Origin of the sequence: Paenibacillus sp. 7516 (assembly GCF_002272715.1) — a bacterium.
GTDB classification, from domain to species: Bacteria; Bacillota; Bacilli; order Paenibacillales; family Paenibacillaceae; genus Paenibacillus; species Paenibacillus illinoisensis_A.
Genome location: NZ_NPBI01000024.1, coordinates 83,865 through 103,320 on the forward strand (window position 1 = coordinate 83,865; position 19,456 = coordinate 103,320).

A 19,456-nucleotide genomic window follows, 5' to 3' on the forward strand; every position below is an offset into this window, starting at 1 on the left:
TGTTGACGTAGTTGGGTGGTGGAATCATGAATGGTCGAAAACTAGCCATAATGAGACTGATGGATTCAAGAAAAAAGTTTACCGCTCGTGAACTGGCAGAACGATTCGGTGTATCCGTCCGTACCATTCAGCGTGACTTGGATGCGCTGCAGGAGATGGGGTTTCCTTTGTACACGGAGGTCGGCGCGAATGGGGGTTACAGGGTTTTGCCTAATCGAATTCTGCCGCCCCTGCAGCTGACACAGAACGAGGCACTCGGTCTGTTCCTGATGATCGAATATTTGCAGCAGGTCCCGGATTTTCCGTATGGATCCATGCGAGAGCATTTGGCGGAACAGTATTTCTCCACCTTGCCGCAGGATGTGCAGGACCTGATTGTACGCATGAGAGAACATGTGACGTTTGTACAGCATCCGGGTGAGCACGCAGAGATGTTAACGACCGAAATCCTTCATGCTGCCGTAGATAAAAGAGAGATTGAATTTACGTATCATTCCCGAAAAGGGAGGAGAGAAACACAGGCCTATCCCATTGGCATCTACTATGAAAATGGATTTTGGTACATGCCCGCCCGCCATAAGGAGCATGTGTTGTTATATCGCGTGGACCGCATGCAGCAATTGAGAGTGCTTGATTCCATAGATGAGTCCATTCCCAGCCTGCAAGCATGGTTTAGATCCGAAGACGACAGGGAAGGCGTGGAAGTGGTACTGCATTTCACCGAGTTTGGTACAAGGCTCGCACATTCGGATGTGCTGTTCCAGTCGATTCAAGGCCATGAATGGAGAGGGCTGGTTCCCCTGGAGGAATTCCCATTCACTGCACGGAAGCTGCTTGCCTACGGTCCTGAAGTTAAAGTGGTCTCGCCAGAACCATTGCAGCAGGCTCTTCGGGAGATGCTGGAGAAGAGTTGGAGACAATATTCTTAATGTGGAGGCGATGGAATGAGGCTGATCAGGAGGATATCGCTGGGCGTGGATCGAATGGATTCATGTGAGGGATCAAACAGCGCCTACATATGGGTGCCGAATGGGGGGCTACCATGATTCGATTCATAAGAGGTTTCACGATCCGCTCTATGCAGAGTCCATGCGATGAACAACGGCGGTTGTTTGCATAGAGCCATGACTTTCCTTTCCGCCACATAGAACTCAGAAGTGTACGTCGTATGACTCTGCTGCCTTAAAGACTAATTTTAAGGAGCGGAGCAGCATGAATTATATTAATGCAGATGCGATCTTGCCGGAAGAATTATTAAAAGAGATCCAGAGGCACATCCCGGGTGGGCTGGTTTACATTCCAAAACCCAAGGAAGCTCACAAAAAGTGGGGCGAAAAATCGGGCAGCAGAGCCGTTGTGAAAGAGCGTAATGAGCAGATCCGGCGCCTATTCGCTGCAGGTGTAACTGTACAGGAGCTGACGGAACGTTTTTTCCTGTCCATCGACAGTATTAAGAAAATTGTGTATTCCAAAAAATAAGGATGAAGAGCCGCATTAGAGAAATCTAATGTGGCTTTTTTGTGTAAAGATTCGTTATTAAATGTGAAATGGCACATTCAGGGAGCCATCTATAAGAAATTTGAAGAATAGCGCTTAAGAGGTGAAAGAGTAGCGTGATACGATTCATCAAGATAATAAAAGGCTGCACTCTTAGATCAGATTCTAAGATGCAGCCTTTATAATAATGGATTCTTACGGATGAGATCAGCCTTCACAACGTCAAACTAGAAATTGGTTCGCCCGAACGTAGCATCACTTTTCACGGTTGAGCCGCTGGATGCGTTAATGGTATCGAGCTGCAGTACGTAGTCATAGTGCCGGATGTAATACCCGGGCTGACTGTACGATTGAAGTGATATTTTGGAGCTGTCTGCCCAGCCGGGGCTGCTCAGGAAGGTTGCATCTCCCTTATAAGCAGCTGTGTCTGCATAGGCTTCAAGCACAATTTTGTTGCTGCTGTTTCGCTTCAGGAAGTACCCCGGGAAGTTGACGGACTCCAGCGAAATGCCCGTAGAGCTGGCGAGACCTGGAACAACGCGGAACTGGGAATCCAGTACAGGCGAGACATTCGCATCAACACGAGCTGTGAAATTGGAATGCCGGATATAACGGTCCGGATAGTTATGTGAGCTGAACTGGCTGTAGCCTGTCGCTTCCGGGGCAGCAGGACCCAGCATTTTGACCTCATGCAGCGTTGGAGTGTACCAATTACCGGGGTTGTTCCACAGCACGGCATTCACCATATGGATACGTACATAGCGGGCCGTAAAGTGCACTGCATCTGTGGTAAACCCGTAGGTCAGGTTATTGGTCCGATCCAGTGTGGAATAGTTGACGCCATCGTTGCTGATCTCAATCTTGTATTTGTAATACCCCTCCGATCCTTTGTACATAAACCAGGAGATATCGATCTCGGTAATGGTCTTCGGCGATCCGAAGTCAACCTGCCACCACGCAGGCCATGCATTGGAAGAGGCCGTCCATGAAGTCTGGTAGTTGCCGTCATTCACATTGGCAGCGGAAGAACCGGAGGCTGTGGATATGGCCGCAGCAGTCTTGCCTTGAGCGTGATTGACGAGAGAGGACGGCGCTACCGTACCTGTAGCAGCATCGATACTCCAATCTTTATACCACTCCAGTGATGCCGTACCGTTGGTATCGTTCAGGGTTAGAGGGAGCCAGATATGCTTATGCTCGCCCAGATTCATTGGATTCCAGCGGTCTCCCATATAAATATAGGACGTGGTGCTGCTGCCTGTAATCGTGGCAATATCATGAATCTGTGATCCAAAGGCGGAAGGATTGCCATAGGGGGTAAGTGCAGACCATGGTCCAGTCATGGATGTAGCTGTCGCATAAGCCCCCTGATTCGGATACCAGCCAGCGGCCTGGGAGGTGAAGAGGTAATAACGGTTTCCCTTTTTCACAACGGCAGGAGCCTCACGGTAGCTGTTCTCAAACTGCCAGCCTACTAAGGATTCAACGCCTGTATAGCTTGCATTCATTTTGAAGATAGCCATCGTATCGTTCGCGCCGCCATTTTTGCGTGAGGCACTGATGAGATATCCCGTACCATCGGTATCCACGAACACCGTCATATCGCGGGACTCATAGTTCAGTGGCCGGAAGCTACCCTCATACGTGAATTTGCCATTCGGTGTATTGCTGGTCGCTACGGCGACACGTCCCAGATTATAATCCGTTCCGTTCTCATAATGTGCCCAGAGCACATACTGCTGCGTAGCGGGATTGTAGATCACTTTGGGGCGCTCAATTTTGCTGGAGGCAAGCTCTGTTGCGGAATCCTTGGTGAGGATGGCATTGCTGAATGTCCAGTTTCTCAGATCGGTTGAAGTATAGACGTTAACACTGTCAAACTTGCCACCTACCGCATGCTCGCCATACCAGTAATACGTGCTTCCCACTTTCAGAATATTACCGCTGTTCGCATGAATGGGGTTACCTGCGGTATCCAGCCAATCGGAGCCGTTGTTAATGGTCACACTTGCCGCGTCCGTTCGTTCCGGATGGAAGCCAAACATCGTCAGTGTCAGGGTCAGAACCAGAATCCATGCATACTTCCTGCTTCTCATTACATGCACCTCCCCAAGGTTATGAGCAAAAGTAGAGCGCTTTCACATATATTCTAGCTGGACTTCCATTCGTTTCAAGTGAACAATTCATCCATTGATGAACAAACAGTTGCTTTCCGATACAAAAGCGGGGGGAGCGAGGAGTTCTTTATAAGACGTGATCATTTACTTGCTGAAAACCTGCATAAATCAAAGAAGGAGTGCCTGAAGACACTCCCTCTTCTAAGATGTATTAAATTCGTATTCTCTGCTTACACATGCTTCCCTTTGCGAACCTTCAGCTGCTTCCCCTTGACCGTTGTGTTTTGCATCATTTCCAGTACAAGCGGGCCTTTGCCGTTTAGAATCTCCACATCGGTCACGTTATCGAGAATGGTAATAATCCCGATATCATCTGCGGTGACACCCTCCAGTTTGGCGATGGTACCTACGAAGTCCACGGCACGCAGCTTTTTCTTCTTGCCGCCGTTGAAGTTCAGCTTCATGATCTGCTGGTTCAGCTGTTCACGCTTGTCTTTTTTACGTTCAGGTACAATCTTCAGACGCTTCTCGAATTCTTCCCTGCGGCGATCGACGGCTTCTTCAGATGGTGCCGGAACAACCGGGATCTCGAATCCGATATAGGATTCAATCTCAGCTAGGCGTCTGCCATCCTTCGGCGTAACCAGCGTGATAGCCTTACCTGTCTTACCTGCACGTCCGGTACGGCCTGTGCGGTGCACATAGCTCTCTTTTTCCAGCGGAATATCATAGTTGATAACATGAGTGATATTCGTGATATCGATCCCGCGTGCCGCAACATCGGTTGCAACCAGATAACGGAATTGGCCTCTTCTGAATGCATTCATGACTTCGATCCGCTCGTCCTGCTCCATGCCTCCGTGGATTCGGTCTGCTGGGTAGTCCAGGTCAGCCATCACCCGGAACAGTTTATCCACGTTCTCCTGTGTACGGCAGAATACAATGCAGCTGTCCGGATTTTCCACGATAAACAGATCCTCCAGCACAGCAGTCTTGTTAACTTCGGATACCCGAACAACCTCGTGTTCTATTGTAGCGGTTGTGAGACCACTTGCTTTGATCTCGATCTCTACCGGATTATCCATGTACTTACGTGAGAGACGGGCAACATCCTCAGGGAATGTAGCGGAGAATAACATCGTTACGCGCTCGCGAGGCAAGGCCTGAATAATGGCTTGTACCGTCTCGATAAAGCCCATGTTCAGCATTTCATCCGCCTCGTCAATGACGAGATAGGCAATCCGCTCGAGCGGCAGCGTGCCGCGTTCAATATGGTCCAGCACACGTCCCGGCGTACCTACGGCGACATGTGTTCTTTGTTTTAGCTCTGCTTTTTGAATATAAAAAGGAGATTGTCCATAGAGTGCCGTGGCTTTAATCCGCTTATAGCGTCCAATATTGGTGATGTCTTCATTGACCTGCAAGGCCAGTTCACGGGTTGGCGTGAGAATCAAGGCCTGCGGTTTATTTTCATTCCATTCCACCAGCTCACAGATTGGAATACCGTACGCTGCTGTTTTACCACTGCCTGTCTGGGATTTGACCACGAGGTCTTTATTTTCCAAAGCGACCGGAATTACTTCAGTCTGAACCTCAGTTGGCGTTTCATAACCGAGACTATCCAGTGCCCGAACGATCTCTTCGCCAAGTTTATAATCTTTGAATTGTTGCTTGCTCATCGTTAACCTCTTTTGCATTAGTTTTGAGTAATCATACCCGAGACGTGCAGGATGCTTACTATAAGCATTACACCATACCAATATCGTATACCTGTTCATTATACTCTATATGCAGGAAGGCCAGTGGGGGAATTGATCTGAGCGAATGGGCAAATCAGGAAATTCATGCTGGAACCAGGAATTGGAATATGTTAGCATAGGGGTAACTTACTGAACGGAGGGATACGTGTGGCACATTTTTTCCGATTGAGATAGTAGCGAAACGTTTGTTTACGCGTTGCTGCTTGCTGCCTGTGTGCAGATAATCGGGAGAGGTTTGCCTATTTACACGTATGCCGTATTCATAGTGGACACTCTTTCCTAAGAGTGGTTCTTTGATGTACCACTATAAGACTGCACATGTTTAGGTATATCCCTTAATCCGAGATCAAGGCACAGGCGTGGATGTCTGTGTTTTTTATTTTTCCGAGGAAAAGGGGAGGAATGGGTATGACAGGACCAATTTCGAATGAACAGGTAAAACTTCAACAGGATATATGGCTGCTCGCTGAACAGAATGGGCTTCGAATCCGCAGAGATTCGATGGAAATCAATGAGTCCGGGATGGACTTCAGGGTGGCCTTTGCTACGGATGAGAGTGGGCAAAAGTGGGTTCTGCGCCAGCCAAGACGTGGAGATGTATGGGAGCGTGCCGAGAATGAGCGCAGGGTATTGGGGGTTGTGCAGGATAACTTGTCTGTTAAGGTGCCGGATTGGCGAATTTGTACACCGGAGCTGATTGCTTACCCCTTGCTGGACGGTGAACCGATTGCTGTAGTCGATCCTGCTGGGGGAGGATATGCATGGCGCTTTCCACAGGAAGACCTATCGGATGTATTCTATGATTCGCTGGCCGCTGCACTCGTACAACTGCATGGCATTGATGCCAATGAAGCGGTACAAGGCGGAGTGCGGAGCAAGACGCCTAGGGAAGTGCGCCAGGAGTTTGCTGCCAATATGGAGCAGATTAAGCAGAGCTTTACGGTACCGGAGCGACTCGCCGAGCGGTGGGAAAAATGGGTGTCTACAGACCATTTCTGGCCTGAGCACGTCACATTCAATCATGGTGATCTGCATCCACCGCATATTATCGTCGATCATACACAGCGGGTAACCGGGCTTATCGACTGGACGGAAGCGGAGATCGCTGATCCAGGGAAGGATTTTGTGATCTTGTATGGGCTTTTCCAGGATGCCGGATTGCGCGATCTGTTAAAGCGGTACGAAAAGGCAGGGGGAAAAACATGGCCCCGGATGTTTGATCATATTCGGGAGCAGTGGGCTGCTTACCCGGTACTGGTTGCACAATTTGCTCTAATCACAGGGGAAGAGTCTACGATGGAGATGGCGAGAGGCATGCTGACTAGCTGGGATGTGCCACAGGATTAAACCGACTGTATAAATAATAAGCCTATCGCACGTAGTTCATACAAGAACCTGCGATAGGCTTATTTATCGTAAAACCTTTAAGATTCTACACTGTTGTCCACCTGTTTATTCTCAAAAATCAGAATCGTTTTGCTTCGCCCGATATATCCGACTGTTGTATTAAGCTGCTCCGAAACAAAGCGAACAGGTACAAAAGCCGTACCATTTTCGATCAACAAGGGAGCATCGTTCATCAGGAGCGAATCGTCTACAACCACCTGTTTGTTGCCGGCAGTCCAGCGAATGGTTTTATCACCTTGTGTGATTACGGCCTCCTGCTTGTTGCGATTCCAACCCACCTGGGCATTCAGTTGTTCGGACACAAATCGCAGTGGCACATACGTACGCCCTTCATGGATAAAAGGTGCAGCTTCCAGGGTGTATGTGCGATCACCCACATAGGCTGTGGTCGATCCTTCGATCAGACGCTGGAAACGGCCTTGCGGTGTGCGTTTCTGTTCCCGCACATTCATCTGGTTAAGGAGACTCATGGTACTGCTGCCACTCGATACGTCTAGGTAGTTATTTTGCACAGTCAACCCGGCGGATTCCCCTTCCGTCGTCGGGGTCAGTACGTTAGGAGATACAGAGGTGGAAGCTCCGATGTCCTGTACCGTATTCACGGGAATAGCCTGTGTAAAAGTAAAATCGGCAAGCGGCGTTAGATCCCATACACGATTGTTCGCAAGCTTCAGCACTTCCAGCTTGGTGAGCTGTCGTAATGGCTCCAGATCATAGATCTGATTGGATTCCGCATTAAGCTCGGTTAACCGCACCAATCCTTCAAGTGCCTTGAGGTGCTGAATTTGGTTACTCGAGATGTCGAGCCCCTGAAGACGCGTCATATGCTGCAACGGGGTTAGGTCCGAGATTGCATTGCCTGCCACGTTTAGTCTCAATAATGTATTATCCATATCAGCCAGTGGGGCCAGTGATTGAAGCCGATTATTTGCTACGTTCAGCTGCTGCAGCCGGGATTGATTAACCAGTGGAGTCAGATCCGCGATCTCATTGTTGGAAATCTCCAGCCATTTCAGATGATCTAGTTCCGACAAAGCGGAAAGGCTGTAGATCTGATTGCCACTGGCATAAAACGTATGTAATCGGGTGAAGCCACGAACCACTTCTATGGAAGAGATAGAGTTGTTGCTGATGTACAGCCGTCCCAGTTCCTTCAGGTCAGCGAGTGCCTCAATGGATGTAATATAATTGTTGCTTACGTCGATTTCCCGGAGCTGGTCCAGATGCTTCAGCGGGGTCAGATCCTCAATCTCATTGCCGTATAGGCGGAGATGTGTCAGGTTGGTTGCATATTCGAGTCCCGACAGGCTCTGTATCCCTGCATTACTCAGATCAACAACGGTAAGCTGTTCCAGGTCGGAGGAAGTTAAGGGTGAATCTACCGGTTTGTTCAAGATGAGTTTAAGTCCGTTTTCCAGTGCAGGATCTTCTATGATGCCTTTGCCCGAGTCCATCGTTGCGTAGGCCATGGCTTGCCCGGACGCACCGATACTTAGAATGAATATTAGACATAGTAGTGCGATTCTTTTCATTGCATGCATTCCCTCCGATATTCAAAAGTTCTTCTAGCTTTTATGTAATCCACGCATTGTAAAGGTCAGGTCAACAGGAATGAATCCTCAACATTTCTCTAGTTATTAACCCGTCAGCCGAGAAAAGGAACATCAATTTCAGGGACAGGTAACAGCTCTACTTCTATTCTATATGAAACAAGCCTTGATCTGTACTCCTCCAGGTGAACTTTACCAAAAAAAATCTTTTGGTCTGCCAGCCTTATTCATCCTCCCCCGAGAAAGGGTATAGAAGAAGTAAATATGTGCAGGTGGAGGGGAGAGGCGTTTATGCGTCAAGCCATGATCATTAGCAATCCGTCATCGGGAAAAGAAGAGGCTCAGCAGTACGTGTCTGAAGTTCAGGCGATTCTGGAATCGCAGCAATATCAAGTGATGATTAATGAGACAGCCGGGGTGGGTGATGCAACCAGTTACTGTCTGGACGCCTGCAAAGACGGCTGTGATCTGGTCATATCCATTGGGGGAGACGGCACACTGCATGAGACCATTAATGGCATGATGGATCAGAACCATCGTCCCAGGCTGGGTATTGTGCCACTGGGTACAGTGAATGATTTTGCCCGTGCGCTCCATCTGTCTCTCGATCCGGATGAAGCCATTAAGCAGCTTGGCTCAGATCAGGTACGTAAGGTGGATCTGGGGAAAGTTAATGATCGTCTCTTCGCCAATGTGGTGGCAGCCGGTTCATTGGCTGAGGCGTTATCTTCTGTCTCATCGGAAGACAAGTCGAAGCTGGGCTCCCTGGCTTATTTGAAGGAAGGATTGAAGGACCTCGTGTCCTCGCCCGCCTATCCTTTGAAGATTGAATACGATGGGCTGACGTGGGAGGGGGAATCCCCGTTGTTTCTAGCTGCGCTAACCAATTCGGTTGGCGGATTTGAGAAGCTGTCTCCGGATGCAGTGGTGGACGATGGACTGATTCATTGTTTTGTAATCCGCAATATCAGTGTGTTTAACAGCCTGACACTGGGAACCTCCTTATTGTTTGGGCATCTGAAGGGCCATAAGGATGTGGATTATTTTACGGCAAAAGAGGTTCGGGTAAGCTGCACTGAATCGGTTCGCACCAATGTGGACGGGGAGGGAGGTCCTGCACTGCCTATCGAGATCAGTGTTCTGCCTCAACATATTGAAGTGATCGTGCCTCAAGAAACGTAAGCCTGTCGAGAAATGGAGAAAAAAACGACCATTTTTCCATATAAGATGTCTAAAAATCCATTGAAACCGATTGCAGATCTGTGTCACAATCAAAGCTGGAAGACAAGTATATACCAATATCCGAATATGGAGGGAAATCACCTTGAGAACAATAAAACTTGGCAGCAGCTCACTTGAAGTACCAGTTGTGGCCGTAGGCTGCATGCGCATCAATTCACTCAGCAACAAAGAGGCAGAACAATTTGTTCATTCCGCCATGGAAGTCGGTGCGAACTTCTTCGACCATGCAGATATTTATGGAAACGGGGCATGTGAAGAGATTTTTGCAGAGGCGGTACAGATGAATCCCCAGATTCGTGAAAATATGATTTTGCAATCCAAATGCGGTATCCGCAAGGGCATGTTTGATTTCTCCAAAGAGCATATCCTGAATTCAGTGGATGGCATTCTGCAGCGTCTGAAAACCGAGTATCTTGATGTTCTGCTGCTGCACCGTCCGGATGCTCTCGTGGAGCCGGAAGAAGTGGCAGAGGCGTTTGATCTGCTCGAGCGCGAAGGTAAAGTGCGCCATTTCGGGGTATCCAACCAGAATCCGAACCAGATTGAACTGTTGAAAAAGTACGTGAAGCAGCCGCTGGTAGCCAACCAGCTTCAGCTGAGTATTACCAACACAACAATGATCTCCAGCGGGATCAACGTGAACATGGAGAACGATGCAGCCGTGAACCGTGATGGCAGTATTTTGGATTATTGCCGTTTGCACGATATCACGATCCAGCCATGGTCTCCGTTCCAATATGGCTTCTTCGAAGGTGTATTCCTGGGCAGCGACAAGTTCCCGGAACTGAACGCCAAGATCGATGAGATTGCAGCCAAATATGATGTGAGCAACACCACCATCGCGATTGCCTGGTTGCTGCGTCACCCAGCTCAAATGCAGCCTGTAACTGGCACAACGAATATTGAACGCCTGAAGGACTGTGTGAAAGCCGGAGATGTTCATCTTACACGCCAGGAGTGGTACGAAATCTATCGTGCTGCTGGCAACATCCTGCCTTAAATCTGATTCACAAACAGAGTTGCAGAGTCTACTCTCTTATACGAAAACACGAGCATTTATTCGGCTCGTGTTTTTTGTTTTTTTCCTGATTTGATGCGCGTTCATTCCCGGTATAAAATAGGGGGACGGGGTTTATTTTATCAAAAGGATTAAATTGTAATTAATACAAATTAGTTGAAATTATTATGTTGACCCTTTCTTTTGGATTACATATAATTACTTTTGCAAACCGTTAATCCTGTATATGGCTTTAATTTGGGAGGGTGGTGTTCGTTTGGAGCCGACAACCACGATTCGCGATCATTTAGAGAATTATCTGAAGCGCGAGCAGATGTCCATCAGTTTTTTTTCGGAAGCATCGGGTATTAATTCGGGTACGCTGAGCAATATTTTGAACAAAAACCGCCCGATTGCGATGCAGCAGTTGGACCGAATCACTTCAGCCATGAAGCTTGAAGAAGGCCATTTCTATGAATTGTATATAGATGAGTGTTTCGTTCATGCTACCCCCGATTGGCGAAGACTGGGCCCCTTCCTTCACCGTTGTGCGGAGTTAGACAAGCTAAATTGTATTGAAGAGGTTATCCAATTGATGATGGATAATCTATCGTATATTCCCCTTTTATTTGATCTGGCTGAGGAATTCTACCACGAAGGTAGATTTAAACCAGCCATCCTCTTATATGAAACGATCGCTGAGAGTGAGAAAATGCAGCATTCGGAGCGTCTTGCTCTATGTCAGTATCGGCTGTTCAAGTTGGGTCTGACCAATGACCAGCAGAGAAACCTGATCATCGCAGCCAAGTTCGAGTATTATGTCGATCGCCTGGATGAACGATATCAGTTGGACGCTCTTAATGAACTGATCAATGCTTTTGGAGCACTACACCGATGGAGCAAAGTGCAGGAGTTGTCCGAGAAGCTAAAAGTGAAGGCAACCATTCATTATGAATTGAATGGCAGAAAAAAACAGGAAGAAACCAAAAAGCCTATTGTTTTCTATGTCCTTTATTCCGATTTGGCTGCTGGAAGTGCATGTTATCATCTCAAGGATTACGATAGTGCTTTAAAATATGTCTCATTATATGCAGATAACAGCTGGGTTAAGGACCCCGATCAGGATGAGATTGTGGTTATTCATCAGTTCCAGGAATGGGCTGTAGCAAATCGTTATATCTATCAATTGATGGCGGGGCAGTTCGAGATACTGCCTTCCTATTTAGAATATATATCTACCAAGGAAAATGAAATTTTTCCTGCGCTTTGCGATATAGTCACCGCCGCTAATCGTTATGGTGAAAATATCGATTATGTTCTTGAACAGTATCAATCCTATTTTACGTATCAGGAACAGAGTAATCGAATTGGAAAGGTTAGCAAGCAGGTTACAGATGATCGTTATTTACGTCTTTTAGCTGATCTCGGAGCGTATTATCTAAAGAAAGATGATTATCATAAAGGCTTTGGATTTGTGCTTGATAGTTTAAGATTTTCTATTGAAATTAGCAGCGGCAGGGGGATGCTAAGGGGTATCGGCTTGTTTGAACAGTATAGGGATTATGCGACCGATACAGCCAAGCAGCAGTACAAAATGATTATTAGTGAGGTGCAGAAACTCAATGAAGAGAAAGTTGGCTTTGCTGATAGCTACATGTAGCATTGTGGTAAGCATACTAACTCCTGCAAGTGAGCTTGACTTAAGTACGGATGCTCCAAACCCCGCAATTATGAGAACCGCTGATCATGGTTTCGGCTCTTAATCCCATTAGGAAATTGGAACGCTTCTGAATTTTCATTCAGAGGCGTTTCTTTTGTTTGCTCTGATCATGACAAAGAAGGAGTGTTCATTGTTTCATCTTAAACGGATGAACTAACTCGAACCAGCAGATTCAAAAAAATGAAGATACGGGATAGTTGGCTATTTACTTTTGGATATTTGTGTACTATAGTTAGTTACACAAGTAACTAACCAATTAACCTAAATAACGAAAGTTGGATTGGCATGAAATCGACTTTGGATGAATCACAACCCATATTTCATCAGATTGCCATGATGATTATGGATGATATTGTGGAAGGCAGATTACAAGCGGAAGAGCAGGTTCCATCGACCAATGAGCTCTCACGGTTCTACAATATCAATCCGGCAACAGCACGCAAAGGGCTGCAGGAGCTTGTGGACAGAGGAATCATTTATAAACAGCGAGGTGTTGGGATGTTTGTCGCCAAAGGAGCAAGAGATGCACTGTTGGTCGAGCGAAAGCAGCATTTTTACGAAGAATACATTATGCCACTGCTCGAGGAAGCCAGACGGATTCATATGAATGAAGACATGATTATTGATCTGATTAAAGGCAAGAGAGACAAGGAGAGTGAGTCATGATTCGTATAGATCAGGTAAGCTACGGTTATCATCAGACACCTGTTTTGGACCATGCCACATTGCATGAAAGTGAGCCGGTCATTAGTGCAATCTGGGGGAGGAACGGAGCCGGGAAGACAACACTTATGAGTTTGCTTGCTGGACACAACCGTCCTGAACAGGGCAGCATTCAAGTCATGGGGGAGGACCCCTATAATAATCTGGCTGCTCAGAAGCATCTCTGCTACGTTCAGGAGAATCACCCGCTGGGCAGGAATTGGACGATAAGTGACCTGGTACGATTCGGTCAGTATTTCCATCCGGAGTGGAATCAGGAATTGGCGGAGCGGTTAATTGATCTGTTTGAGTTGCCGTCCAAAAGGAAGATTGTCAAATTTTCTAAAGGGATGAAAACGGCTGCCCAGATGGTTCTCGGCCTCGCAAGCCATGCGAGTGTTACCATTCTGGATGAGCCGACCAACGGGCTGGATGCAGAGAAGCGCAAATTTTTCTATAATGCCTTGCTTGAAAGTTATGAAGAGCATCCCCGCTTGATTCTGGTTTCTACCCATCATATTGAGGAGATTCAGCCGTTATGTGAGTCACTCATCGTGCTCCATCAAGGTGGTGTACTGTGTCATGAACAGATGGAGCAGATGCGCGAGAGAGGAATTCTGCTAACAGGGTTAATTCGTGATATAGATCAGGTTACCCAAGGTGAGAAAATCATTGAGTCTGCACAGCTCGGGTCAACAAAAAAGGTGATGATCGATGCCTCTTACTCCAAGGAGTGGAGAGATATAGCGCAGGCGCATGGTCTTTCCATTGAAAAAGCAACCCTGCAGGACTATTTGGTTAACCTGACGCGGAAACAGGAGGTGCTTAAGGGATGAATGCAATAAAAGGTACAAATCGACTGATTCTGGATGATATGCGTTGGTATCTGATGCTCTTCTCACTCATTACACTTATGCTTACGGCAGTATATCTGGCAGTGGGCTTCATATTTGATGTTGCTTTTACCACTCAGCTGTTCGGGCCCATGTACGGAGGGATCTGTGCATTTGCCGTGGCAGGCCTCATTACGCTGTACCCTGTTGCAATTGGACTGGGGAGCACCCGGATTCAGTTTCTGAAATCCTTCTATCTCATCTCTGCATGGATGGTGGTTGGTACCATTACCATTCTGAATGTGATCTATCTAATTATGCATCTGCTTCATGAAGCGGGATGGCTTGGTGTAACCTTTTATCAGTTGGGTAGGCTGCACTCAAGTCATTATCAATTCCTGTCTTATCTCTGGATTGACTTGATGATTGGATTTCTTGTCCTCGGGTTATCTATCTTTTTGACGGTTTGCTGGATACGACTGGGGATGCGCAATTTCCTGATCCTGTTCTTCGGCTTGGGTCTAATTCTTACACTGGCTTTCGTTTTGTCCGACCTGAGTGCTCTCGTACAATGGTTCACGAGTATCAACATCCTGGTGTTTGCCACGGTCTTGGGGGCTTTGAGCTGGGGATTGATTCTATGCACCTATCCCATGATGAAGAATGCGCCGCTTACGATGAAGGGCAGAAAAGAGTAGCAGAGTTACCGGTATACGTTAAAGACTGTATGGATCTATGAAATCAAACGTAAACAAACACGAGTGCATGACTGCCTCGTGTTTTTCTGTGTATATAACCTGCACCTGTAATCTTCTTAGCTTGTTTCGAGTAAAATGCTTCGACCGAGTTCCTTCAGGTGTTCCATGGCACTCTGATAAGGATAAGGTCCATAGCTTACCCGGGCTACCCCGAGCCTCGCGAGCTGTGCTGGTGTTGGCTCGTTAGATGTCACCATCACGTTTACTGGAATCGGGGAGCGTTCACATACTTCCAGAATGAGTTGTGGATCCTGTAGACCTGGAACGAATAGCCCGCTGGCTCCTGCCTCTGCATAAGCGTGGGACCGTAATAGGGCTTCTTCCAGGTGGGATGAGGTATGCTGCGATGGGGCCGTTTGCAGAAATATATCCGTGCGAGCGTTAATGAATAGGGGAATGTCCATCAGTTCAGCGGCTTCCCGAGCGGCTCTCAAGCGCAGAACGAATTCCTCAATGGCATAGAGACCTGTTCCACCAGGAAGTTGATCCTCGATGTTAATGCCGACAGCACCGTGTTCAATTACCCGGAGGACGTTTTCCTTCACTTCTGACGCATACCTGCCATGCCCTCCCTCAATATCAATGGTAACAGGCAGTTTAGTGCTGGATGTGATGCGAGCCAGATTGGAAAGTACCCATTCAAACGGCATGACCTCTCCGTCCTGCTCACCATGAGCCGCGGCAACAGACCAGCTTCCGGTGGCTATGGCTGCGGCTCCAATCGATTCAATGGCTTGCGTGCTTCCGGCATCCCACACATTGACTAGCACGAGTGGATTACCTTTGATGTGCAGCTGGTGAAATAGCTGTGCTTGTTCTTTCAGGGTCTGCATAGGATGATTTTCCTCCGTTATATCGTTATATATGGATTTACTTTCACTGACGATGTCTCAACGAATTTGTTCATAAGCAGTCTTCTCATGGGTTAACAGCCAGTTCTTGCGAGTGAGGCCACCGCCGTACCCACCCAGATCACCACTTGCATTAATGACCCTGTGGCACGGGATTACAATGGCCAGTTGATTGGCTCCATTGGCCTGTGCGACAGCACGGCATGCGGACGGTTTACCCAGTGCAACAGCGATATCCTGATATGACCTCGTCTCGCCTGGCGGAATCGCCATAAGCTGCTCCCAGACGCTCTTCTGGAATGGTGTTCCTAAACAGAACAACGGGGTGTGAAATGCTGTTAAAGTCCCGTCAAAATATTCCGCAAGTTCTCTTTCTATGGACCGAATGGGTTCAGTTACTCCAGGTACGATGGCGGACTTGGTTCGTTTCCGAAGGCGCTCCACTTCCCGCTCCAGACCTCTGCGATCCACAAATTCAAGCAAATACAGGGCTGTATCATCTGCCACGGCCATCATGGGTCCAAGACGTGTATCGATCCAGGAGGCCTTCAGCACTCGCCCGTCATCCACTTGAGTAGGAGCGGCGCCCATAATTCGGGAGAAAGCATCCCGGAAACCGCTGCTGGATTCGTAACCTGTCGATAGCTGAGCATCGATAATGGTGCGGCCTGAGCGGATATTCTTCAAGGCCAGTCCCATGCGGCGTGCGCGAGCGTACTCCACAAAGGTCATGCCGAACCGCTTTTTGAACTGGCGGCGTGCTGTGGACTCATCAATGGACAAATCCTTGAAATCCTGACCTTTCCAACGCTTTTCCGGATTGTTCTCCACGGCCTCGACCAGTATTCGGACTATATCGGATACCTGGTTGGGGTGGGATAATGGACGGCAGCGCTGACAGGGGCGAAATGAAGCGAGTAGTGCCTGCTGTGCGGTCTCATAAAACTCACAGTTCTCAAATTTGGGCTTCCGTGCAGGGCAGGTAGGGCGGCAGAATACCCCCGTTGTTTTGACACCAACATAGAATAAACCTTCGTATTCCGAATCTTTGGCAACCAGAGCCTGATAATATTGTTCTTTCAGTTCAGCAGAGATCATTAAACGCACGTCCTTACGATTTTTGTTCCAGCCAGCAAGATGCAGTTCTTTCGGAAGTCACATCTTTCCTCGTTATTATAAAAAAACGATGCGCATGGCATCGCCGAAAATCAGGCATGAATATTTTTTATTTCAATGCAATATGTTTCTTTCCTCCAGTCCAGTTTACCAAAAAGATCCCCAGGAATATAAATAACCCGCCAATATAAACGTAGCTCTGGATGACCTCCCCAAGAAGCAGCCAGCCGGATAGTATGCCGAAGAACGGGGCTAGAAAAAGAAAGGCGCTTGTTTTGCCAGGATCGCCTTTGCTCAGCAGGTAGTACCATGTAGCAAACTGAACGATGGAGCCAAGCAGTGCCAGGTATAGAACAGCACGAATGGAAATGGCGTTAGGCTCCAGATGTGGTGTCTCCACCGTTAAACTGAGCAGTAATAGGAGCAGGCCGCCGAATAACATCTGATAAGCGGTCAGTACCCAGGTGCTGAAGCGGGTCCCCCATTTTTTTACGAGTAAAGTAGCAATGGCCCACGACACAGCGGAGCCTATGCCCAGCCACGTTCCTTCTGATAACTGCAAGTGAAATCCCAACGTAACAAACACGCCTGCAATACCAATAACGACACCTATCCACTGATAAAATCGGTATTTCAGTTGGAGAAACAGACCTCCCAGAATAACGACCAACAACGGATTGGTAAACGTAAGAATGGAGGTCTCTCCAGAAGGAATGGTACGCATACTAAGAAAGATGCAGGCCATAACCCCGGTCGTCTGGAACATACCAATAACGAATAGGCGGGTCCAGTCCGGTAAGGTGGAAGGGAGATTTTTGTTCCACACCCATAATGCCATGAGTCCCCCAGCCAGTGTAAAGCGGATACCTACGAGAAGAAGTGGAGAGATATAAGCGAGCCCGATTTTGCCAACAGCAAAAGAAGAACCCATAAGCGAAGTAGCAATGATGACAAGTATGATGTAAACCAAACGATTCAATATGTTCCCCCCTAAATTCGGTAATGCTTTTGTCTAACCAAGATAACACGTCAATAGTTCAGAACTCATCGAAGTGTGGCTGTAATGATCAAATTCGGAGGGTTTACATATTATGGAGCTTCATGAGGGACGATATGGTGTAGTGATTAATAAGGCATGTGTCGTTTACATGGATTAGACCACGATGGAAGGAGTACCAATGATGAAAAAGAACACGAATACATTTGCTCTTTGGGCATCAGTGCTTTGCATTCTACTGCTGATCAGCGCCTGTGGCGCGAAAAATAACAATGAGTCGGTTCAGGAACACGCTTATCCGCAATCCAAGCAGCCTATCGAGGAAGCGGGAAAAGGATCCATTCCGAACTCGGATGCCAAGCAGGGCAATGAGGATCAGGCGAATACGGCGGATGGCGATGAAGGAAAGTTGTCGGCTCAATCCGATTCATCAGCAAATGAAGAACAGATCACCATTCAAATTGACCAATCGGACAAGCCGACAGAGAATAACAAAAGCTTTGACTTCTCCGTGAGTCAGGTGCCAGAGGGCTACACCCTCTCTGAATTACGGTGGACATCCAACCAGATTACCATTATTAACTCGCCTGCAGAGGCCATTCAACATGGTGGTGACGGTAAAGAAGGCTTCTATATTAGCGGGAACGGACAGTTCTCCGGCTTTATGTATTCGGATGAAATGAAGGGTGAACGGGGCAAAATCACACTTGTCTACAAGAATGAAGCGGGTAAGGAAATCCTGGCTGAGCAGGAAGTTCAGTTGAAAAAATAAAGAATAAGCAGCCGATATTGAACTGCACCCCAATTGTTGGACAACATCTAGCAATTGGAGGTGCAGTTTTTTTCTTTGGCACGATATCCAAAAATGCATCTTGCGTTAAGCGTTGTCTGCTCTACATGAAATCGAAGAAATAACGAACGACATGAAACATGACCGGAGACGTATAGGTCAGGCTGTCGACCCGGCTCAGATAGCTTTTTTTGAGTGCATCGAATTTGTTGTCGTCCCCGATTAACAAGTCGCGCTTGAGCACAGACACCGTCAGACTTCCGAAGAAACCGGCAAGGCTGATCAATACACCGATAAAGATTCCGAATTGCCAATCGAACGGAGTCAGATAAGGGTGAATGAAATAGGAGGCTGCTGTTGTGATCACGAATGCACAGGCGAATCCTTCCCATGTCAGAAATGGATTGGCTGTGGGCACCACTTTACGTTTGCCCAGATAGAGGGAGACCAGATAGTGGACCACATCGTTAAGTTGTGTTAACACTACGAGGAACAGGACCAGCTTCGACCCATACTCCGGTGTTGCGAACGGAAAGTAAGCCAGATGGCTAAGCCCGAATACCATCAGCATCAATCCCCACTGCGTAGAACTTACACTTCGCAGGAAGCCGACTGTTCCCTTATTAATCAAGCGGGGAAGCGGCAGCACGAGGAAGACATACAGCGGAATAAAGACGATAAACATTCCATACCATCCGATATAGATCCAATAGAACTGTACCGGTATAGCGAGATAAGCCCATAGGAACAGCCGGCGGTCAGCCTTTCGGGTACTGCGGATCATGGAGAAATACTCTTTGAGCGCGAAGAACGCGAGTACCATCAACGAGATGAGGGAAACAATCGGATTGAAGAGCGTAGCCAGACAGAAAATGACGAGCATGCCCCACCAGGTCTTGATTTTGTTGCCGATGCCCGAATAATCCTTATCCGGCTGAAGCTTGGCAATGATTTTATACACGATATGTATGACGAGTAATGCTGCAAAAATGAGCGTTAGTGTGAAGAGCGAGCTGCTCACGAACCAATCACCTGCTTATTCCAGAAGTAAGATCCCATAATTGGGTACCTATGTTATTATGAAGGAATAGTGCCAACTTGATAAGGGGAAATTTCGTT

At 47.6% G+C, this 19,456-nt stretch carries 17 protein-coding genes; 10 read left to right on the top strand and 7 right to left on the bottom strand.

All coding sequences use genetic code 11. The features are described 5' to 3' along the window. Nucleotides 1-26 precede the first annotated feature (26 nt). Both CHI14_RS20000 and CHI14_RS20005 read left to right on the top strand, forming a co-directional pair. Nucleotides 27-929 (top strand): helix-turn-helix transcriptional regulator, encoded by a 903-nt coding sequence (locus tag CHI14_RS20000; protein ID WP_095290669.1) that lies wholly within the window; start codon nt 27-29, stop codon nt 927-929. Between the two features lie 283 nt (nt 930-1,212). Then, nucleotides 1,213-1,479: a CD3324 family protein gene (locus tag CHI14_RS20005; protein WP_095290671.1), complete on the top strand. Its 267-nt coding sequence runs from the start codon at nt 1,213-1,215 to the stop codon at nt 1,477-1,479. Between the two features lie 245 nt (nt 1,480-1,724). Here the strand turns inward: CHI14_RS20005 and CHI14_RS20010 are convergent, their stop codons facing one another. After that, nucleotides 1,725-3,593 carry an AbfB domain-containing protein gene (locus CHI14_RS20010; protein WP_095290672.1) on the bottom strand — a complete coding sequence of 623 codons (1,869 nt, stop codon included), beginning with the start codon at nt 3,591-3,593 and terminating at the stop codon, nt 1,725-1,727. Nucleotides 3,594-3,844: 251 nt separating this feature from the next. Further along, the gene (locus tag CHI14_RS20015) at nt 3,845-5,293 is read right to left on the bottom strand and encodes a DEAD/DEAH box helicase (RefSeq protein ID WP_095290673.1); all 1,449 of its coding nucleotides are present in this window, start codon (nt 5,291-5,293) and stop codon (nt 3,845-3,847) included. A gap of 489 nt (nt 5,294-5,782) precedes the next feature. Here CHI14_RS20015 and CHI14_RS20020 point away from each other — a divergent pair, with 489 nt between their 5' ends. Then, nucleotides 5,783-6,721, top strand: a complete 939-nt coding sequence (locus tag CHI14_RS20020) for a macrolide 2'-phosphotransferase (RefSeq protein WP_095290674.1) — start codon at nt 5,783-5,785, stop codon at nt 6,719-6,721. 77 nt (nt 6,722-6,798) lie between these two features. Here the strand turns inward: CHI14_RS20020 and CHI14_RS20025 are convergent, their stop codons facing one another. Then, a complete protein-coding gene (locus CHI14_RS20025; RefSeq protein ID WP_170948200.1) occupies nt 6,799-8,313 on the bottom strand; it encodes a leucine-rich repeat domain-containing protein in 1,515 nt (504 codons plus the stop codon). Nucleotides 8,314-8,622: 309 nt separating this feature from the next. On the opposite strand from CHI14_RS20025, the gene CHI14_RS20030 reads away from it, so the two are divergent. The 6 genes from CHI14_RS20030 (at nt 8,623) to CHI14_RS20055 (ending at nt 14,523) form a co-directional block, all read left to right on the top strand. Next, complete coding sequence (locus CHI14_RS20030; protein WP_095290676.1) at nt 8,623-9,513, top strand: diacylglycerol/lipid kinase family protein; 891 nt, start codon at nt 8,623-8,625, stop codon at nt 9,511-9,513. Nucleotides 9,514-9,655: 142 nt separating this feature from the next. Beyond that, a complete protein-coding gene (locus CHI14_RS20035; protein WP_095290677.1) occupies nt 9,656-10,573 on the top strand; it encodes an aldo/keto reductase in 918 nt (305 codons plus the stop codon). A 274-nt stretch (nt 10,574-10,847) separates the two neighbouring features. After that, nucleotides 10,848-12,230, top strand: a complete 1,383-nt coding sequence (locus tag CHI14_RS20040) for a helix-turn-helix domain-containing protein (RefSeq protein ID WP_095290678.1) — start codon at nt 10,848-10,850, stop codon at nt 12,228-12,230. Nucleotides 12,231-12,575: 345 nt separating this feature from the next. Then, nucleotides 12,576-12,956 carry a GntR family transcriptional regulator gene (locus CHI14_RS20045; protein ID WP_095290679.1) on the top strand — a complete coding sequence of 127 codons (381 nt, stop codon included), beginning with the start codon at nt 12,576-12,578 and terminating at the stop codon, nt 12,954-12,956. Further along, nucleotides 12,953-13,828 carry an ATP-binding cassette domain-containing protein gene (locus tag CHI14_RS20050; RefSeq protein WP_095290680.1) on the top strand — a complete coding sequence of 292 codons (876 nt, stop codon included), beginning with the start codon at nt 12,953-12,955 and terminating at the stop codon, nt 13,826-13,828. Before CHI14_RS20045 ends, CHI14_RS20050 begins: the two co-directional genes overlap by 4 nt. Then, nucleotides 13,825-14,523, top strand: coding sequence for a hypothetical protein (locus CHI14_RS20055; protein ID WP_095290681.1), 699 nt, complete (start codon nt 13,825-13,827; stop codon nt 14,521-14,523). The genes CHI14_RS20050 and CHI14_RS20055 overlap by 4 nt, the downstream gene beginning before the upstream one ends. 116 nt (nt 14,524-14,639) lie before the next feature. Here the strand turns inward: CHI14_RS20055 and CHI14_RS20060 are convergent, their stop codons facing one another. From CHI14_RS20060 to CHI14_RS20070, 3 genes are all read right to left on the bottom strand, one after another. Next, nucleotides 14,640-15,416, bottom strand: coding sequence for an isocitrate lyase/PEP mutase family protein (locus tag CHI14_RS20060; RefSeq protein ID WP_095290682.1), 777 nt, complete (start codon nt 15,414-15,416; stop codon nt 14,640-14,642). A 57-nt stretch (nt 15,417-15,473) separates the two neighbouring features. After that, nucleotides 15,474-16,532 (bottom strand): bifunctional transcriptional activator/DNA repair enzyme AdaA, encoded by a 1,059-nt coding sequence (locus tag CHI14_RS20065; protein ID WP_095290683.1) that lies wholly within the window; start codon nt 16,530-16,532, stop codon nt 15,474-15,476. Between the two features lie 127 nt (nt 16,533-16,659). Beyond that, nucleotides 16,660-17,529, bottom strand: coding sequence for a DMT family transporter (locus CHI14_RS20070; RefSeq protein WP_095290684.1), 870 nt, complete (start codon nt 17,527-17,529; stop codon nt 16,660-16,662). Nucleotides 17,530-17,731: 202 nt separating this feature from the next. Here CHI14_RS20070 and CHI14_RS20075 point away from each other — a divergent pair, with 202 nt between their 5' ends. Further along, nucleotides 17,732-18,319, top strand: a complete 588-nt coding sequence (locus tag CHI14_RS20075) for a hypothetical protein (RefSeq protein WP_095290685.1) — start codon at nt 17,732-17,734, stop codon at nt 18,317-18,319. 121 nt (nt 18,320-18,440) lie between these two features. Here CHI14_RS20075 and CHI14_RS20080 read toward each other — a convergent pair whose 3' ends face one another. Beyond that, the gene (locus CHI14_RS20080; protein WP_095290686.1) at nt 18,441-19,358 is read right to left on the bottom strand and encodes a phosphatidate cytidylyltransferase; all 918 of its coding nucleotides are present in this window, start codon (nt 19,356-19,358) and stop codon (nt 18,441-18,443) included. Nucleotides 19,359-19,456 lie beyond the last annotated feature (98 nt).

Excerpts from the sequence above, each read along its gene's own strand:
- CHI14_RS20000 (WP_095290669.1), top strand. The coding sequence starts at position 27 with ATGAATGGTCGAAAACTAGCCATAATGAGACTGATGGATTCAAGAAAA.
- CHI14_RS20005 (WP_095290671.1), top strand. The coding sequence starts at position 1,213 with ATGAATTATATTAATGCAGATGCGATCTTGCCGGAAGAATTATTAAAA.
- CHI14_RS20010 (WP_095290672.1), bottom strand. The coding sequence starts at position 3,593 with ATGAGAAGCAGGAAGTATGCATGGATTCTGGTTCTGACCCTGACACTG.
- CHI14_RS20015 (WP_095290673.1), bottom strand. The coding sequence starts at position 5,293 with ATGAGCAAGCAACAATTCAAAGATTATAAACTTGGCGAAGAGATCGTT.
- CHI14_RS20020 (WP_095290674.1), top strand. The coding sequence starts at position 5,783 with ATGACAGGACCAATTTCGAATGAACAGGTAAAACTTCAACAGGATATA.
- CHI14_RS20025 (WP_170948200.1), bottom strand. The coding sequence starts at position 8,313 with ATGAAAAGAATCGCACTACTATGTCTAATATTCATTCTAAGTATCGGT.
- CHI14_RS20030 (WP_095290676.1), top strand. The coding sequence starts at position 8,623 with ATGCGTCAAGCCATGATCATTAGCAATCCGTCATCGGGAAAAGAAGAG.
- CHI14_RS20045 (WP_095290679.1), top strand. The coding sequence starts at position 12,576 with ATGAAATCGACTTTGGATGAATCACAACCCATATTTCATCAGATTGCC.
- CHI14_RS20050 (WP_095290680.1), top strand. The coding sequence starts at position 12,953 with ATGATTCGTATAGATCAGGTAAGCTACGGTTATCATCAGACACCTGTT.
- CHI14_RS20055 (WP_095290681.1), top strand. The coding sequence starts at position 13,825 with ATGAATGCAATAAAAGGTACAAATCGACTGATTCTGGATGATATGCGT.
- CHI14_RS20060 (WP_095290682.1), bottom strand. The coding sequence starts at position 15,416 with ATGCAGACCCTGAAAGAACAAGCACAGCTATTTCACCAGCTGCACATC.
- CHI14_RS20065 (WP_095290683.1), bottom strand. The coding sequence starts at position 16,532 with ATGATCTCTGCTGAACTGAAAGAACAATATTATCAGGCTCTGGTTGCC.
- CHI14_RS20075 (WP_095290685.1), top strand. The coding sequence starts at position 17,732 with ATGAAAAAGAACACGAATACATTTGCTCTTTGGGCATCAGTGCTTTGC.